Source organism: Halobacteriovorax sp. GB3 (assembly GCF_028649655.1).
Taxonomy (GTDB): domain Bacteria; phylum Bdellovibrionota; class Bacteriovoracia; order Bacteriovoracales; family Bacteriovoracaceae; genus BSW11-IV.
On the sequence record NZ_JAQSLN010000003.1, the window covers coordinates 1,436,894 to 1,453,718 of the forward strand.

Below are 16,825 nucleotides of genomic sequence, written 5' to 3' on the forward strand. Positions count from 1 at the left end.
TATCAAACCCTTAGGAAAGTGTTTTGAAAAAAATTGTACCCTTTAGATAGAATTAATGAAAGCTCGCGAAATAATTTCTTTAGCTTTATCTTCCCCACTAAAGAAGTTCACTTTTATTTCGAGATAGACAATTCTTTCATTATCACTAACCCTTCTGATTTTAACGATATCCTTCTCAGTCGTTAAAATAAGTGCATCTTCTTTTTCAGCAAGATCAAGAAGTCGACTAATTTCTTCTGGTTTAAAGTAGTGATGATCTGGAAATGATTCCCTATGAATGATATCTGCACCTAGAGAGTCAACTAAACTATAAAAAGACAATGGAGAGGCAATACCAGAAACACAAATGACTCTTTTTTCCTTTAGGCCTTCAACATCCATAACTTTATTAAATGAACAATCCATAATCCCAGTTGGTTTATAGCCAATTTCAGCAAATGGAATTGTCCCCTTAGACTTTTCATGGAGAAATTTTTTGAGTTTGAGTCTTCTTTTTTCACTTACTTGATCAGAACGACCTAAAACAATAAGATCGGCATCTTTAATGGCAGAGAAACTTTCTCGCATATAGCCTAGAGGTGCGACTTTATAACGATTTATTGGCAAGAGAGAATCAAAAAGAAGAATATTGATATTTCGATGTAATTTTAAATGCTGGTGACCATCATCTAATAAAACAACATCTGGCTCTTCATCTTTAAAATAAAAGTCGAGATTTTCGCTTCTATTTTTCCCAACAACAATTGAAGTCTTTTCTAATCTTCTCGAAAGAATGAGCGCTTCATCTCCATAGTCGACGGGATTCCCTCTAATTTTCGCTTTACTGCGAATAATTCCACTTGAACTTTCAAGTTTCCCTTTATAACCCCGCATAAGAATCATAACTGTTTTATCTAGAGTCTCTAGATACTCTGATACCCATAATGTGAAAGGTGTTTTTCCTGTTCCACCAAAAGTTAAGTTACCAATTGAGATAATAGGTACACGAAAGTTGTTTTGCTTTAAAAAACCATATTTATAAGCAAAACGTCTGATGCGATAAATATTTTCCCATAGAAACGTGAATGGGAGTCCTACCATATAAATAAGAGGTCTAAGTAATCTAGTTTTCATAGCTTTCTTTTATCACTTCACTCATATATTGACCTACATCAAAATGCTCTCCTTGAACTTCGTCAAAGACAACTTTGAGTTCATCAACAATATTTTCATACGACTCTTTAGAGCCCATTAACGAATCAAAGGCCTTAGCGATTGTGTAAGGAGAACATCCCTCTTGGACAAGCTCAGGAAAGATTCTTTTATTTCTAAAAATATTGGCCAAAGAAATCGGACCATCATAGGTAATAAACGTATAGTAAATAAATTCATTGAAAAAGGATGATTTATAGCAAACAACTGTTGGAAGCCCAAAAAGAGCTGTAGCTAAGGTAACTGTCCCAGAAGCTGCAATTGAACAATCCCCCCACTTTAATGCTTCACTCAATTGTTCATTATCAAAAATGACATCAATTGAATCTAGGTAAGGTGCATACAAATTCTTATCAACATTTGAAGAACAGACAATTCCAACTTTCAAATTACTTTTTGCTCTTAGAGTTTTCACTGTTTCAACAAAGTCAGGAAGAAGGTTTTTAACTTCAAAATTACGGCTTCCAGGGAGAAGAAGTAACCTCTTTTCCTTTGATATTTCACTGTAAGAACGATCTCTTTTGAAGCTTTCTAACTCATCTTTATAAGTAATCCAAAGAGGATGGGCCACAGAGCGGACTCTTTGAACCCCTCTATCTCCAAACCATTTTTTTTCAAAAGGAATAATCGTAAAGAGTGTATGAACTGTCTCTTCTAGAACTTTGGCCCTGTAGGCCTTCCATGCCCACGCTTGAGGAGCGACATAATAAAGAACTTTAACGCCTTCTTTTTGTAGTTTCTTTGCAAGCCTTAGATTGAAGTCTTGAAAATCGATAAGGATAGCAACCTTGCAGTTTCTCTTTTTAACTTCGTCGACAATGTGATTAAAGGCCTTTATATAAAATGGAATTTTCCCAATAACTTCACTAAAACCCCAACTTGAAAAATCTTTCAAGTGATAGAGAAGTTCCATATCTTTTGCAGCGAGTTCATTGCCTCCTACGCCAAAGAAATGGCAATCAGGGCGATTCGCTTTAATCGAGTCAAAAAAGCTCAGACAATGTTCTTCACCAGATTTTTCTCCGGCGATAATTAAGCATTGCTCTTTCATTAGAATTGAACTTCTCTATTTGTTTCAAGACTCTCGTTAACTTTAGCGATAACTTCCATTGCTCTTAAACCGTCTTGAATATCGACAAAGATCTTCTCTCCCATAGAAATGGATGAATAGAACTTCTCTTGCTCTACAAGAAGGTGATCTCTTCGCTCATAAGAAATTTCTTTTACAAACTCACTTTGTTCACTCGATTTCGCGACTAAAAGTTTATTTTGAAAAAGATCAAACTCTAGTTGTCCAAATTCATTCGTTACAACAAGCTCTCTCACTTCTTTAGCAGCATTGCGCCCAACAGTTATATTCACAACTCTTCCATTTTCGAAACAAAAGTCACTGCTTACATGATCCCACTTATCTGTTCTCATTTTAAAGCCATTCGACTTTACTGACACTGGCATATCTTCAAAAAGATAGAGCATTAAATCAATATCGTGAATCATAAGATCTTGTACCACATCAACATCAGTTGCTCTCCCTTTAAAAGGTGCGTAGCGATTAATATTGACGACGGCCTTAGAATTAAAAAAGTCCATATAGTCTTTTTTATAATCCCAGACTTGATGACATCTTTCACTGTGCCCGACTTGAAAAACAAGTCCTTCTTTTTCTTTTAAAAGAGAATCGACTTTTAAAGCTTGTTCAAAAGTCGATGTCATTGGTTTTTCACAAAATACATGTTTATTGTTTTCAATCAACTTGATAACAAGGTCATAATGAAAGCTAGTCGGTGTGACAATTACAGCAGCGTCGATTTGATCCATAATTTCTTCAACATCAGAAACAACCTGAACATTAGGATGTGTTTCCTTTGCTTTCTTTTGAGCCTCTGGAAATTTTTCAACGATAGCGATGAAGTCTGAACCTTCGAGAGCCTCAGCTTTTTGAGCATGCCAACGACCAAGGTGACCATATCCTATAACTGCAACTTTCACTTTTTTCATTATGAACCTCTTTTAAAAATTACTTAACAAATGGAGCTAGTCCAATCTCACTCTCTCTAATGAATACTCTAAGTTCTTCAACGAGTGTGTTATCTTTGTACTCTTCCATTAATTCATCATGATCAACGAATGCTCTTGGAGAGAGTGCTGAAGATTCCATTGTACGATAGAAATCAACGAACTCAGAAATAACTGGCTTATCATAACCTTGTCTTCTAAGACCAATAATGTTGATTCCTTTTAGCTTTACTCTATTTCCATAGGCAGTACAGAAAAATGGAATATCGCGATCAATAGCAGAAGCACCACCAATATAAGCGCCACGACCAAGTGTTACGAATTGTGAAATATTTGAACCACCACCAATGATAACTTTGTCACCAATCTTAACATGGCCTGCAACGTTAACAGAGTTTACAAGAATAACATTGTCGCCAATGATCGCGTCGTGACCAACGTGGGCCTTTGCCATCATCAGACAGTTATTTCCAATCGTCGTAACCTCTTTATCTTTAAGAGTTCCTCTGTGAATTGAAACATACTCTCTAAAAACATTATTTGAACCAATAATTGTTCTCGTTGGCTCACCTTTATAACTTAAGTCCTGAGGCGCTGCTCCGATAGAACAAAACTGAAAGAATTCATTATTTTGTCCAATTTCAGTATGCCCTTCAATCACAACGTGAGAGTGAATTTTATTATTATTTCCAATCACAACATTTGGCCCAATTACTGAATAGGCACCAATTTCGATGTTCTCACCGAGCTTAGCATTCTTGTCGACGATTGCTGTTTCATGAATTTTTAACGTCATAAATCCTCTTTTAAATTATAGTCGTACAGAGGCCATCACAGTTGCTTCACTCATAAGTTCGCCATTGTGAAAAACCTTACAGATATTTTCTAACATTGGTCCTCTAGACTTTGTACATTCTGTTTCAATGACAAGGTCCATTCCAGGAAAAATTGGTTTTCTGAATTTTGCAGCACTCACACTTACAAGAGCAACATCCATCTCAACATCTTTTCCACTTTCAACACAATCTTTTAAACAAAAACTAGAGCTTTGCGCCATCATCTCGACCTGACAGACACCAGGAAAGATTGGCTTACCAGGAAAGTGCCCTGCAAAAATAGGATGATCTTCTTTCGTTCTGTAAATTGCTGTTACTTTCGATCCAACAACTTCTTTTTGAGAGAGAAGTTCTCCTGCTACTAATTCTTTATTGTGTTCAACTTTTTCAATAGCATCCACGAAGAGAAAAGGCTCTCTGTGTGGAAGAAATTTCATTACTGCTTCTTTATTCATTTCCATATTAATCCCCCAAAAATATTCCCAAATTTTATTGAAGTGACATTTTTCTTAAGTAAGCAATCCCTTTCATCCACTCCTTAACTGGACGAGCAGGATGACCACCGACAACAGAACCATCTGGCCAATCACAATTAACCATTCCGGCACCTGCAACCTGACAAGCTTTCCCTAAAGTAAACCCATCACCAAGGGCAGCTTTTCCACCGAAAACGCAAAAGTCACCAACTTTAGCGCTTCCACCAATTGCAACATGACCACAAAGAATAACCCCCATTCCTAGAACAACGTTGTGTCCAATCTGAACATGGTTATCAATCTTAGTCCCTCTACCAATTAAAGTTGGAGAAAAGGTCCCCTGATCAACACAAGAGTTTGCTCCAATTTCGACATCATCATCTATTTTAACAGAACCCATATGCCATACTTTATGGTGGATTCCTTTATCAAAGTTATAACCAAACCCATCAGCACCAATAACAGTTCCAGAGTGAATTCTACAATTCTTTCCAATTTCAACATAAGGATAGATGGTAACATTTGGAAAAATCTCACTGCCCGCGTCGATTTTTGCAAATGACATAATTCTTGCACCAGAGTGGACTTTAACACCTTCACCAATTATTACACCCTCTCCAATGTGCGCGCCTTGAGCAATCCATGAAGTAGGATGAACCGATGCTGTTCCCATTTGTCTTCCATCAACCATGTCATTAAGCTCTAAATAGAGTTCATCATAGAATGGCCTTGAAATAAAAGACATACAAAGAGCAACTGAATCAACTTTTAAAAGAGCTTTAAAATTAGACTTTAAGAATTCTAAGTCTTCGCCATCAATACGATCCAAAAACTTTGCTTCTAAAATAAGAAAAGACTCAGACCAATCATTTGATTCAATTTTTGATCGCACCTTTCTTAGAAACTTATTATCTTTAATAAAAGCTGCACTCTGTGCCTTAGGAAAATCAAAAGTTGTTAAACCTTGAATCTCTATTTCTGTATTTTCATCTAAAGGAGCTAAGCTTGGGTCTAGTATTTTTAAGTCAGCTAATTTCATTATTCTTCTCTTTTTCTTAGGTCAATAAAACGAGTAAGGGGGAACTATACAGCTCCCCCTCTATCTAAAGACTCAATGAAGAGTTTTTTCTACTTATGTTCTTTGTTGTAAGCTTTAATAACATCTTCTGTTAGATCTTTTTCTTTTTTTGCAAAAAGAATTGGAGATGTTCTTGATTCAACAGTGATATCAACACCACTATCCTTAGAAACTTTTTCTACAACTTTTTTAATTTTCTCTACGATTGGAGCCTGAAGCTTAGCTTCCATATCTCTAATTTCATTTTGAAAACTTCCCATAGTCTGTTGAAGCTTCATATAAGCTTGTTGAAGCTCAGCTTGCTTTTTAGCTTTCGCTTTATCATTCATAACAAGAGTTTGCTTTTGAAAGTCCTCTTGCATTTTTTTGAATTTATCTTCTTCTTTCTTAAGAATCTTTTGCTTCTCTTCTACTTTTTTCTTTAACTTCTCACCAACTCTCTTACCTTCATTGATTGTTGTAAGAACTTTTTGTGCATTTACTTTTCCAACAGTTAGGGCCAATGATGGAACTGAAAATGCCAGGGCTAAAATTAAAGTTGAAATTGTTTTCATTAAAACGCTCCTAAAAAATCCGTTTTCTATAAATTAGAATAATTGTCCTATATCAAAGTGGAATTGGCTACCTTTCTCTCCCTCATCATCAGGGTTGATTGGGAAACCAAATTCAAATCTAAGTACACCTAATGGCGAGAACCATCTAAATCCAAAACCATAGTCCATGTATACTTTATTAAAGTTATCGATATCAACTGCGTTACCAGCATCAAAAAATAGTACCCATTTCAGACCAGCTTCTCTTGCTAGAGGGTGCTCTAATTCAAGAGTTGTGTAGGCCGTAAATTGAGCTCCATCATTGAAAGTCTTATCTTTTGTCTTACCATCTTCAGTAACTTGAATTGTCTTCTTTGGGCCAATATCTTCAATTGTAAATCCACGAAGGTTTCTTGAACCACCAAGAGAAAATCTCTCATTTCTTGGAATCAATTCACTATTAACAGTTTCTAGCTTAGCTGTATAAAGTCTTGATCTAAAAATGAGGTCACCATAAACTCTCTTAAACCAACGAGCATCGGCCTCATTTTTCCACCATTTCTTCTCACCACCAACACCGGCATACTCTGTTGCAAAACTTAAGTAATAACCTTTTGTTGGTTCAAAGCGGTGGTCTCTTTTATCTTTAACAAGAGCCGTTCTAACAGAAGAAGTGATACCATTTTCAGCTTCTTCGTTAATCGTTTCATCTTCGATATTTGAAAGAGTTGTCTCTTCAAGTTTATATGTAAGAAAGAGTCTTGTGTATTCAAAAACAGGATACCCAATTCTTGCAGCAAAACCGACTTTCTTATAATCATATGAAGTAAGCTGTTCATTCTTTGTCGAGAAGATTTCTCCTCCAGCAGTCCACTTAGAATCAAATAGGTATGGTTCAGTAAAACTTAAACTAAACGTCTGTTGCGTATTAGAAAGGTTTAGAGTGAATGAGAGAGACTGCCCTAGACCTCTAAAGTTGTTTTGAGTAACAGAGGCTTGAATAAATCCCTTTGTTGCTGTTGAGTAACCAGCTCCCAGAGATATTTGCCCTGTGTTTTTTTCTTTAACTGAAATCTCGACATCGAGAAGATCATCACGTCCCTTAACACTAACAGTATTAAAGATTACACTTCCAGGCTCAAAGAAACCTAGACGGTTAACATTTTCTTTAGACTCACGAAGTTTAGATCCGGAGAATTTCATCCCCTCTTCAATTTTTAATTCGCGACGAATAACTTTATCACGTGATCTTGTATTTCCTTTAATAACGATATTCCCAAAGTGTGCAATCTTCCCTTTCTCAAAAGAAAACTCTACATTGACTTTGTTTTCACCAGGAACGACATCAAGAGTTCTAAGGACGTTAGCAAAAGCGTATCCTTCATCTTGATACTTTTCAGTCAGCATCTGGATATCGGCCCTAAGAATTTCTTCCGAGTATGTACTTCCAGACTTCATGCGAAGCTCTTCAAGGAGTTTTCCTTCATCGAAAAGAACTTCTCCATTGAAATAGATATCATTAACAGTAAATTTTGGACCTTCGTTTACTTTAAGAGTAATGAAAACCCATCGCTTATCTTCTGAAACAGTAATATCAGGGGCTCCAACGTTAACTTGAAGAAATCCCTTGTTGCGATAGAATTGCTTCACACGCTCTATATCAATTTGAAAATTGAACTCTTTAAAGTTACCCGCATTATTCATGAAAGAGAAAAGTTCTTCCTCTCTCGTTTCCATAATACCTTTAAGTTGATCTTCAGAGAATGCCTTGATTCCTAAGAAAGTGATCTTCTTAACGCGAACTTTATCAAATTCTTTAACTTCAAATGTTAGCTCAACGTTATCGTTTTCAACCTTATTAATATCGTAATCAACTGAAGCCAGGTAGAAACCCTTCTCTTCATAATACTTTTGAAGTGCTTCAACATCTTGTTTGATAGTATTGACATCAACAATTGAAAATTCTTTCGTTTTTAAGACTGCAACGAGATCATCGCGATCGACTTCATCGTTCCCCTCAATGAGAATTTTTGAAATAACGGGCTTTTCTTTAACAACGAAAACCAGTTGATTCTTTCCTTTAGACTTTTCTCTAAGGGCCTCAACTGATTCAAAGTATTTTAAGCGATAAATTCTCTCAAGATCCTTTTTAAGCAGATGACTATCTAGCATCATCCCAACTTTAGAATTGATCTTTCCAAGAACAGCTTCTCGCTCAACTTTTTTCAAACCTTTAAATACGATCTCATCAATTTTGAATAGATTCTTACGCTTTCCAATGTCATCGAAGGCACTAGAATTAGAAAAAACTCCGACAGCTAGAGTTAGTGTCAGTGTTAAATATTTCAAAATCTTAGAGAGTTTTTCTCTTCTAAGCATCAAATCTCCATGAAGATAAATTCCACGTCCAATGGATAAAAATACTCTGGTTTATAAAAGTATCAAGATAGACGCATTCTTACAAAAGGAATTTATAACACCACTCGTCTAAACAAGAAGCCCATCTTTCATTTCATATACATGCTGGAAGTTATTCGCAACGGCACCGTCGTGCGTTACGATAATCATGGTCGAGTTAAACTCTTGTGCTAACCCTTTGAGTAGTTTTGTGACTTTCATTGAGTTTTCAGAGTCGAGGTTCCCCGTAGGCTCATCGCATAGCAGTAATTTTGGAGCTAAACTCAGGGACCTAATGATATTGATTCTCTGCTGTTCACCACCAGAGAGTTCAAAAGGATATTTCTTCAAACAATGCGAAACGTTAAGATAGTCCGCAAGTTTTACAGAGTTTTCTTTGATTTTCTTTTCTTTACGCCCGCCAATTCTAGCTGGAAGTAAAATATTGTCGAGACAAGTGAGATTGGGAAGAAGGAAATGGAATTGAAAGACAAAACCAACATTTTGATTTCGAAACTGTGCTAACTTCTCATCAGAAAATTTTGAGATATCAAAACCTTGGAAATGAACGCTTCCTTCACTTGCCCTATCTAATCCCCCCAATAAATAGAGAAAAGTAGATTTTCCTGAACCAGAAGATCCTTTTATGACATAATGCTCACCTTCTTCAAAAGAAAGATCAATCCCTTTCAAAATCTCAACGGACCCAAAACTCTTTTTAAGTTGGTTAACTTCTATTAATGACATTAAGAAAACTCCTGCCTGAGGGCCTGAAGCAATGATCTCTTTGATAGTCTTCTCATTGTGAACCAAGATAAAAAGTACATCCATACAAGAGCACTAAAAAAGACTAAGAGATAACTAAAAAAACTAATTTCTAGTTTCAACTCACCAAGTTGATAAACATTTCCAGGCAATTTAAAAATTGGAAGATTCTGTAAACAGAAATCGAAAAATTCAACAAATAGAATAGAAACGACACAAGAAGAAAGCCAAATAAAAATACAAAGCAAGTACCACACTCTTCTTATCTTCTTCTCTCCCATCCCAAGAGCACGAAAGAGAAAGATCTCTTGAACCTTTCTTTCATTGAGAAAAATAATAAAGGCAACAACATTGAAAATAGAGATAATGACGATAATCTGTAAAACAAGAGAGATCATTTTCTTTTCAGCTGAAACCGCTTTAATAATATAATCAAACTCACGCCAAAAAGTTCTAACATTGTAAGTATAGCCTAAGTTCATATCTAGTTTTTCGGCCATAAGATCGACTTGGTCAGTGTAATCTTTAGGACGCTCTTCATAGTTAAATGGACTTGGCACTTTCGCTACGACCTGATTAACCCTGTTATCGAGCTCTAAAATATTTTGAAGAGTCTTGCGATTAACATAAACAATTCTTAGATCTTTTTGATATATTCCATGGCTAACAACTTTTTTAACTTTAAAATCAAAAAGTTCAGGTAGGCCTTTTACCTCTTTATTTGTTTGGGCAAAAGCAATCGAGAGATAATCATCCTTTTTTAGAACTGCTCTTTTTGAAAGCTCGCTTCCTAGGATCACTTCATCGTCTTTCAGCGACAAGTCAAGTCCTGTAATTGAGCTATAAGGAGTAGAGTCTACACCCACGACAAGAACACCCATAGAAGAATCATCGAGAACAAGAAAGCCCTCAGTTTTAACAATCCCTGTATATTCTTTAAAATGATAACCTTTTAATTCTGGACCTAGATCTTCTTCGTAATCAAAGAATCCATGAGATGAAGAAATTGTAATATCCCCAGAGGCTAGTTTTAATGACTGCTTGAGAGCGAATTCAAATCCATCCATAATTCCAAGTGTTGAAAGAATAATTGAAATTGAAAATCCAAGTCCTAGCACAACGCCAAGAGAAAATCTCTTGGAAGACCGATCATTAAGCAAGATTGAATAGAGATCACCAAAGAGTTTTCCCATCTTAGTTGGTTTCTCCCTCTTGAACTTCTCCAACACTCCATCTTAAATAGGCATCCATAAAGCTATCGAGATCACCGTCGAGAACTTTTTCTGCTTGTGAAGATTCGCAATTCGTTCTGTGATCCTTAACCATTTTATAAGGGTGAAGAACGTAAGATCGAATCTGTGCTCCCCAAGCAATATCTTTTTTCTGGGCCTCTTGTTCGTTTTCTTTTTCACGACGCTTTTCCATTTCAAGGTCGTAAAGTCTTGAGCGTAGAACTTTCATTGCTTGTTGTTTGTTTTGCAATTGAGAGCGCTCATTTTGACAAGTAACAACGATCCCCGATGGTAAGTGCGTAATTCGAACAGCAGAATCAGTAGTGTTAACGGACTGTCCACCAGCTCCACCAGAACGGTAAACATCAATTTTTAAATCTTTATCTAGAATCTCAATTTCAATATTGTCATCGACTTCAGGAGAGACAAACATCGAAGAAAAAGAAGTGTGTCTTCTTCCTCCTGAATCAAATGGAGAAATTCGAACAAGTCTGTGTACACCGCTTTCAGATTTTAAAAATCCATATGCATAATTTCCTTCAATCATCATTGTACAAGATTTGATTCCAGCTGAATCCCCTGCTTGCTCATCTAATAATTGAATTTTGAATCCCTTTGATTCACTCCAGCGAATAATCATTCTTTGAAGCATACTGGCCCAATCACAAGACTCTGTACCACCAGCACCCGCATTAATTTGAACAATTGCATTATTAGGATCGACTTCTTCTGAAAGAAGGACTTTTTGTTCAGCTTTATTAAAATTATTTAAGAATGATTCAAAAACTTCTAGTGCTTCGTTGGCAGAGTCTTCATCTTCTCCATCTTCGGCAAATTCAACAAGGACTCCAAATTCTTCGTAAAGTTCTTTTAGTCCATTATAAGTGCCTACCACTTCTTGAAGGATGTTCTTTTCTTTCTGAATTTTGGTCGCATTATCATTATCGTCCCAAAAGCCAGGCATTGCTTCCATAGTTTGAATTTCTTCGAGTCGAGCATTTTTTCGCACTACTTCAAAGTGACCTCCTAAGTTGGTCTAGTCTGTCTTCAAATTTCTTTATTTCTGATTTCTTCTCAGAAAGAGCAATGCTTAGTGATTGATCCATTTTAAAATCCTATCTCTTTATAAATTTTAGCTACTAGTTTTTCTTCTAAATCAAACATGATCTTCTCTTCATTATCGTCAATTTCATGGTCATATCCACATAAGTGTAAAAGTCCATGAACCATTAAATGAAGGATTTCTTGTTCGTAAGTTATTTCAAATTCTTTGGCCTGTTTTTTAGCAACATCACGAGAGATAATAATATCTCCCAGATTTAAAATCTTATCGAAGAAAAAGAAATCATCTTCCCCTTCTGGGCGTAGTGAATCGTGCACAGGAAATGAAAGAACATCCGTTGCCTTGTCTTTACCTCGATAGTCTCTATTGAGAGTTCTTATCCTTTTGTCGCCGCAAAGAGTCAGGCTCAATTCAACGGCCTGAACTTTTTTATTCTTAACAATTAAATTCTTGCTGAAAAGAAATTTAGACAAGACGATAAGTCCCTCTTTTAAATACTTCTCAAGCTTTTTTGAGCTCTCATGAGTTCTTGCATTATCACTAAAGTGTAAAATCAACTTTTCAGCTTCAATTTGTCTGATTTTCATTAATAAATCCTGTATAGTACTACCTATATAAGGTATCAAAAAAATAAGCAGGAGTATAATAATGAGTTACCCAAATTTTGAAAAACTTGTAGAAGTAATCAAAAAGCTCAGGCATCCAGAAGATGGCTGTCCATGGGACCTTAAGCAAACACACTCCTCTTTACTAAAATACCTCCTCGAAGAGAGTTATGAGTATATGCACGCTGTTGAGCAAGGCGATCTTAAGCAAATGGAAGAAGAATTGGGAGATGTTCTCTTACAAGTCGTTCTTCATAGTGTCATTGCTGAAGAGACAGGTGGATTTAATATTGAAAGTGTCTCAAAAGTACTCGCTGAAAAGATGATTCGTCGCCATCCTCACGTCTTTGACTCTAATGAAAACAATATTCCCGTAGAAGAAATTAAAAAAGCATGGGAAGAAATTAAACAAGAAGAAAAAAAAGAAAAAAAGAAATACTATATCGATCACGAAGACACGATTTTTCCGGCACTTCATTCTGCACATAAAATTGGGAAGAAAACAACGAAAGTTAACTTTGACTGGGATGACCATCAACAAGTGATCTATAAAGTTGAAGAAGAGTGGCAGGAGATGAAAGAAGAACTCGCTCCTGGTGTTGGTGTTAATAAAGAGAGAGTTGAAGAAGAGCTTGGTGATTTTCTCTTCTCTATCGCGCAACTTGCAAGGCACCTAGATATCAACCCAGAAGATGCTCTTAGAAAGGCCAACAAAAAGTTTGTAAAACGTTTTAATACAGTTGAAGATATTTTAAATGAAAATTCGGAAAGCTTTGAACAGAAGACACAAATGGAACTCGACTCATACTGGGAAGAGGCCAAAAGAAGAGAAAAGAATAATAAATGAAAGAATTAAAAAAAGAATTTATTACAAAATCCTCTGAATCGAGATTACATAATCTTGAAATTCCAGTTATTGCTTTGACCGGCGGTATTGCGACAGGAAAATCAACGATATCAGAATATCTCGTTGAACTTGGCTTACCTATTATTTGCGCAGACAAGCTTGTAAAGGAGATCTATGGATTAAAGGAGACGAAAGAGTTCATCTCTTCAGTCGCCCCTGAATCGATAGAGAATGATCAAGTTAATTTTAAAACTTTAAGGTCCTTAGTTTTCAATGATTCAAAACTAAAGACGAAAATTGAAAATTATATTTACTCACTCTTACCACACTTCTTCAAAAAGAAGTCTGAAGAGCTAAAAGCTCCGTATGTTATTTACGATGTACCTCTTCTCTATGAAAAAAACTTAGATCAACTTGTTGATCAAGTCATTTGCGTCTATGCCTCTCAAGAAATTCAACATGAAAGAGTAGCAAAAAGAGATAAGAGTTCTAGTGAAATTATCAATAAGATTCTCGCCTCTCAGCTTCCAATTGATTCTAAAAAAGAGAGAGCAGACTTTGTCATCGACAACTCTGAAGATATTTCAAAAGCAAAAGTAGAAGCCCTCAATATTTTTAATATCTTACTTAAGGAATCTTAATTTCTCAGAAATACAATATTTTTTCTTCACTTTAGCCGTCTAACCGATCAAAATATCGACATGGCAAAAATGCGTCCAGAATCAAGTTCATCTCTCATATTGAAAGCACTCTTAGAGCTTCACGCTTTAAAAAGTGAATTCACCCTATGGCAAAATGCCGGACCGTGCAGGAATATTCACAAAGTAACAATCGATCATTTGATTCTCAATAAAAAGAAAATTCTCGTAAAATTAAAGGCCAGCTCTTATGCCCTAGAAATAGATCAAGCGCTTCCTCTATATTTTTATTGTGACTCACCACCATGTGTCTTTAAAACCGAAAATTTTAAAATCAACGAAACAGATATTTCACTTTCTTATCCTGAGGAAGTCTATCTCAACGAAAATCGATTCTTCCAACGTCATCAAATCGATAGTGATTCGACAATTCTTGCTCATATAAAAAGTGGGAATAGGCTTGAAGGTCAAAAAGTCCTTTTTGATCTTATCGATTATTCGACAAAGGGATTTGGTATTGTCGCTAAAAAAGAAAATCATAAATTTTTCTATGAAGGTGACCACCTTGTCTTTACCAGCTTGAATAAAACACAACTTTCAAAGGCGATTGTTGGAAAAATCGCTTACCTCAGCCAAGAAGATAATATCGAAGGAATAAGAATTGGTGTTGAATTTGAAGAAGAATTAAATGAAGAGGGAAAAAAAGAAATAGAGAGGATTATCAAAAGATAACCCTCCCACGTTATTTATACTGTTTGGTTCGGCTGAACATCTTCTTTTAAATGATCATTCGCAACATCTTCACTAACAAACTCATCAGCTTCATAGTTTTGTTGCTTTCGAAGATCCATTGTTTCAAAGTGCTTTTCTCTTAATTGCTTAAAGCTATTGAAAAGTCCTTTAATCGATTTTATCACTTCTTCATCCAGCATTTGAGCATTTCTTATATGCTTATTCGCCATATAAAAATCTTGTTCTAAGTGATCTCTTGAGACACTGAACTTATTTTTAATTCCTATCAAATTCGGCGTATCAGATTTACTCATGATAATTTGCATTTTAGAAAGCCCAACATCAAGACTTGTCGCCATTTGAGAAAAGGCCGCTAAATTCTTTTCAAAACTTTGCATTTCAAGTTTCATCTTAGATAAAGCATGATCAATTTTAGCTTGCCCACTTTCAGTTTTTCTAGCTGTCATAAGTTGATCAAGCATTTGCATAAGTTTAGTTTTGAATTGTTCGATATTATTTTTTAGAACCTTCACTTCATCTTTCGTCTTTATTACATTTGTGAAGGCCTTCTTATTCTCATCAATAATTTCATTCAAATCACTTGCATGAGTCAACAGTGTCATCTCATCTTGAAATAAATTTTGAGTTGTATTAATCGTCTGCTTCAAAAGAGTTTCAATATCATTTCTAAGTTCAACCATAGAAACGATATTTTCTTTCGTGCCTTTGATGTGAGAGATCGTATTCTTTTGAAGATCAACTTGTTCTGAACATGCTCGGTCAATATCATCTAATAATTTATATTGATCATAAAGAGTGTTCTCTAAGTTTTCGATTTCATCGAGAAGTCCATTCTTTTGTGTATTTACAAATTCGTTGTACTTAATGAACTTGTCGAAAACATCTACAGTACCAGCGATTTCGAAATCTTTTCTAACTTTCTCTTTAAATTCTGAGTTAAAAACACCATTAGTTAATGCATCTAGTGTTTTTGAAACAGGAGAAACAAGTGATCTCGACTGATTTGAAAGAGCTTCTTCAATACTTCTTAATGGATAAAAGAAGATCATGATTCTTTTTTGAGATGCATACTCTACAGGAGATACATACATTTCATAAGGAAGGGCCTCTTCGTCGTGATCATTTTTAACTTGAATATTATAGATTCCAGCAATGCCTTCATTAAGAGCACTTAGAACCGGATCATTTTCTCCAAGATTTGTAAAACGCTGTAAGTAGTCCCATGTAACATGGTTATCTTTATTATTCTTTTCTAAGTTCCAATGCTCGTAAAAAAGAGAGTTGGCCCAAACAAGATTTAGATTTGAATCTAATAGGAGTGAACTAAATGGCATAGCATCTTGAAAAATAGAGCCAAAGCTCATTCTCTTATGAACATACTCTCTATATTTTTCAAATTCACACATAAAGTCTTGAGAAAAGCTACCATCAAAGCGAGTGTCGATTGAAACGATCCCATTCTTAACACTATCAATAATCTTATCTTCAAGCTTCTTCTTATTAGAAAGATTATTTCTCTTGTAAACAATAGAACCGAAACCAATTGCAATAAGAGTAAAGATAATCATTGCAAAGATAAAGAAAAGTACTTTTTCAGAGTTCTTTTCAAAAGCTAATTTCTTATAAGAGATTTCCGGTTCAATCTCTTTAATCCATTTTTGATACGAATCACTTAACATTGTATAGTTCGTGTAAAATGACTTTAAGCTATCAACATATCTCTCTACCATCTCAACTTCAGTCATTAGAAGTTTAAGTTTGATAGCGATTTGATTCTTATCAGCACGAGAAAGAACAGAGTTCTCTGTTACTGTTTCCATCGTATGAATATCTTTTTTAATTCGTCTTACAAGATTAGAAAGAGCGGAAACCTTAAAAAAGCCAGGACTTTTTACTCTTCCATGCGACACTTGGGCCTTAATACGTCGAGACATTCTTGTTAGTGTTTTCCAATTATGTTCAACAACATAATTTTCAAAAGCACCAATTTTATTACTGAATACCAAAAAGATATTTGTAAGTTCAGGAAATGAAATTAATGACTGTAGAGAGTTTCTAGCATCAACAAGAGAAGATTTTAAAGAATCATATGATTCAACTTCTTCAACATTGTTAAGCTCTTTAACGTCTTTAGATAATTGATCGAACTTTAAAATAGAAGTTCGAACACGATCACTTTCAACCAATGTTTTAATTTCTTTTAAAGAGTTCTTGTTTTTGATTTCATCAATCTGAGTTGTTGCTTCAAAAACAGCAGTAACACCTTCAATATTTGCGGCACCATTTTTCCAATAAAAATGAGCTCCAAAACCTAAGGCAGAGGTAAATAGAACGAGAACTGTTAAATAATAAACTTGCAAAGACTTGCCGAAGTTAGAAGACATCTTGTACTCCC

Annotated in this window: 16 protein-coding genes; 3 read left to right on the plus strand and 13 right to left on the minus strand. The window is 35.3% G+C overall.

The window, feature by feature from the left end; genetic code table 11:
* Positions 1 to 42: 42 nt before the first annotated feature.
* The 12 genes from lpxK to ybeY form a co-directional block, all read right to left on the minus strand.
* On the minus strand, positions 43 to 1,113 hold the full coding sequence (gene lpxK / locus HBN50_RS13340; RefSeq protein WP_273870772.1) for a tetraacyldisaccharide 4'-kinase: 1,071 nt from the start codon (positions 1,111 to 1,113) through the stop codon (positions 43 to 45).
* Positions 1,103 to 2,242, minus strand: coding sequence for a lipid-A-disaccharide synthase (lpxB, locus tag HBN50_RS13345; RefSeq protein ID WP_273870775.1), 1,140 nt, complete (start codon positions 2,240 to 2,242; stop codon positions 1,103 to 1,105). Before lpxB ends, lpxK begins: the two co-directional genes overlap by 11 nt.
* Positions 2,242 to 3,189, minus strand: a complete 948-nt coding sequence (locus tag HBN50_RS13350; protein ID WP_273870777.1) for a Gfo/Idh/MocA family protein — start codon at positions 3,187 to 3,189, stop codon at positions 2,242 to 2,244. Before HBN50_RS13350 ends, lpxB begins: the two co-directional genes overlap by 1 nt.
* Positions 3,190 to 3,208: 19 nt before the next feature.
* Entirely contained in the window at positions 3,209 to 4,003 is a 795-nt protein-coding gene (lpxA, locus tag HBN50_RS13355; RefSeq protein WP_273870779.1) for an acyl-ACP--UDP-N-acetylglucosamine O-acyltransferase, read from the minus strand.
* A gap of 15 nt (positions 4,004 to 4,018) precedes the next feature.
* Positions 4,019 to 4,504, minus strand: a complete 486-nt coding sequence (locus HBN50_RS13360) for a 3-hydroxyacyl-ACP dehydratase FabZ family protein (protein ID WP_273870782.1) — start codon at positions 4,502 to 4,504, stop codon at positions 4,019 to 4,021.
* A gap of 28 nt (positions 4,505 to 4,532) precedes the next feature.
* Positions 4,533 to 5,558, minus strand: a complete 1,026-nt coding sequence (locus tag HBN50_RS13365; RefSeq protein ID WP_273870785.1) for a UDP-3-O-(3-hydroxymyristoyl)glucosamine N-acyltransferase — start codon at positions 5,556 to 5,558, stop codon at positions 4,533 to 4,535.
* A gap of 89 nt (positions 5,559 to 5,647) precedes the next feature.
* On the minus strand, positions 5,648 to 6,151 hold the full coding sequence (locus tag HBN50_RS13370; protein WP_273870787.1) for an OmpH family outer membrane protein: 504 nt from the start codon (positions 6,149 to 6,151) through the stop codon (positions 5,648 to 5,650).
* A 33-nt stretch (positions 6,152 to 6,184) separates the two neighbouring features.
* Positions 6,185 to 8,509, minus strand: coding sequence for an outer membrane protein assembly factor BamA (gene bamA, locus HBN50_RS13375; RefSeq protein ID WP_273870790.1), 2,325 nt, complete (start codon positions 8,507 to 8,509; stop codon positions 6,185 to 6,187).
* Between the two features lie 108 nt (positions 8,510 to 8,617).
* Complete coding sequence (locus HBN50_RS13380) at positions 8,618 to 9,274, minus strand: ABC transporter ATP-binding protein (protein ID WP_273870794.1); 657 nt, start codon at positions 9,272 to 9,274, stop codon at positions 8,618 to 8,620.
* Entirely contained in the window at positions 9,274 to 10,485 is a 1,212-nt protein-coding gene (locus tag HBN50_RS13385) for an ABC transporter permease (protein WP_273870795.1), read from the minus strand. The genes HBN50_RS13380 and HBN50_RS13385 overlap by 1 nt, the downstream gene beginning before the upstream one ends.
* A gap of 1 nt (position 10,486) precedes the next feature.
* A protein-coding gene (gene prfB / locus HBN50_RS13390) for a peptide chain release factor 2 (RefSeq protein WP_273870862.1) occupies positions 10,487 to 11,612 on the minus strand; the annotation gives its coding sequence in 2 pieces (ribosomal slippage) (positions 10,487 to 11,539 and positions 11,541 to 11,612; 1,125 coding nt in all).
* Between the two features lie 19 nt (positions 11,613 to 11,631).
* Complete coding sequence (gene ybeY, locus HBN50_RS13395; RefSeq protein WP_273870796.1) at positions 11,632 to 12,174, minus strand: rRNA maturation RNase YbeY; 543 nt, start codon at positions 12,172 to 12,174, stop codon at positions 11,632 to 11,634.
* 61 nt (positions 12,175 to 12,235) lie between these two features.
* On the opposite strand from ybeY, the gene mazG reads away from it, so the two are divergent.
* Genes mazG through HBN50_RS13410 form a run of 3 tightly spaced genes read left to right on the plus strand, consistent with a single transcriptional unit; the run spans position 12,236 to position 14,409 of the window.
* Positions 12,236 to 13,039 carry a nucleoside triphosphate pyrophosphohydrolase gene (gene mazG / locus HBN50_RS13400; RefSeq protein WP_273870800.1) on the plus strand — a complete coding sequence of 268 codons (804 nt, stop codon included), beginning with the start codon at positions 12,236 to 12,238 and terminating at the stop codon, positions 13,037 to 13,039.
* Positions 13,036 to 13,680: a dephospho-CoA kinase gene (coaE, locus tag HBN50_RS13405; RefSeq protein ID WP_273870801.1), complete on the plus strand. Its 645-nt coding sequence runs from the start codon at positions 13,036 to 13,038 to the stop codon at positions 13,678 to 13,680. The genes mazG and coaE overlap by 4 nt, the downstream gene beginning before the upstream one ends.
* Positions 13,681 to 13,740: 60 nt before the next feature.
* Positions 13,741 to 14,409 carry a PilZ domain-containing protein gene (locus HBN50_RS13410; RefSeq protein WP_273870802.1) on the plus strand — a complete coding sequence of 223 codons (669 nt, stop codon included), beginning with the start codon at positions 13,741 to 13,743 and terminating at the stop codon, positions 14,407 to 14,409.
* A gap of 14 nt (positions 14,410 to 14,423) precedes the next feature.
* Here the strand turns inward: HBN50_RS13410 and HBN50_RS13415 are convergent, their stop codons facing one another.
* Positions 14,424 to 16,814 (minus strand): hypothetical protein, encoded by a 2,391-nt coding sequence (locus HBN50_RS13415; protein WP_273870803.1) that lies wholly within the window; start codon positions 16,812 to 16,814, stop codon positions 14,424 to 14,426.
* Positions 16,815 to 16,825: the final 11 nt, after the last annotated feature.

Coding starts and splice junctions, on each gene's coding strand:
- lpxK (WP_273870772.1), bottom strand. CDS start 1,113: ATGAAAACTAGATTACTTAGACCTCTTATTTATATGGTAGGACTCCCA.
- HBN50_RS13365 (WP_273870785.1), bottom strand. CDS start 5,558: ATGAAATTAGCTGACTTAAAAATACTAGACCCAAGCTTAGCTCCTTTA.
- lpxA (WP_273870779.1), bottom strand. CDS start 4,003: ATGACGTTAAAAATTCATGAAACAGCAATCGTCGACAAGAATGCTAAG.
- lpxB (WP_273870775.1), bottom strand. CDS start 2,242: ATGAAAGAGCAATGCTTAATTATCGCCGGAGAAAAATCTGGTGAAGAA.
- HBN50_RS13350 (WP_273870777.1), bottom strand. CDS start 3,189: ATGAAAAAAGTGAAAGTTGCAGTTATAGGATATGGTCACCTTGGTCGT.
- coaE (WP_273870801.1), top strand. CDS start 13,036: ATGAAAGAATTAAAAAAAGAATTTATTACAAAATCCTCTGAATCGAGA.
- HBN50_RS13385 (WP_273870795.1), bottom strand. CDS start 10,485: ATGGGAAAACTCTTTGGTGATCTCTATTCAATCTTGCTTAATGATCGG.
- ybeY (WP_273870796.1), bottom strand. CDS start 12,174: ATGAAAATCAGACAAATTGAAGCTGAAAAGTTGATTTTACACTTTAGT.
- HBN50_RS13370 (WP_273870787.1), bottom strand. CDS start 6,151: ATGAAAACAATTTCAACTTTAATTTTAGCCCTGGCATTTTCAGTTCCA.
- bamA (WP_273870790.1), bottom strand. CDS start 8,509: ATGCTTAGAAGAGAAAAACTCTCTAAGATTTTGAAATATTTAACACTG.
- HBN50_RS13380 (WP_273870794.1), bottom strand. CDS start 9,274: ATGTCATTAATAGAAGTTAACCAACTTAAAAAGAGTTTTGGGTCCGTT.
- HBN50_RS13360 (WP_273870782.1), bottom strand. CDS start 4,504: ATGGAAATGAATAAAGAAGCAGTAATGAAATTTCTTCCACACAGAGAG.
- mazG (WP_273870800.1), top strand. CDS start 12,236: ATGAGTTACCCAAATTTTGAAAAACTTGTAGAAGTAATCAAAAAGCTC.
- HBN50_RS13415 (WP_273870803.1), bottom strand. CDS start 16,814: ATGTCTTCTAACTTCGGCAAGTCTTTGCAAGTTTATTATTTAACAGTT.
- HBN50_RS13410 (WP_273870802.1), top strand. CDS start 13,741: ATGGCAAAAATGCGTCCAGAATCAAGTTCATCTCTCATATTGAAAGCA.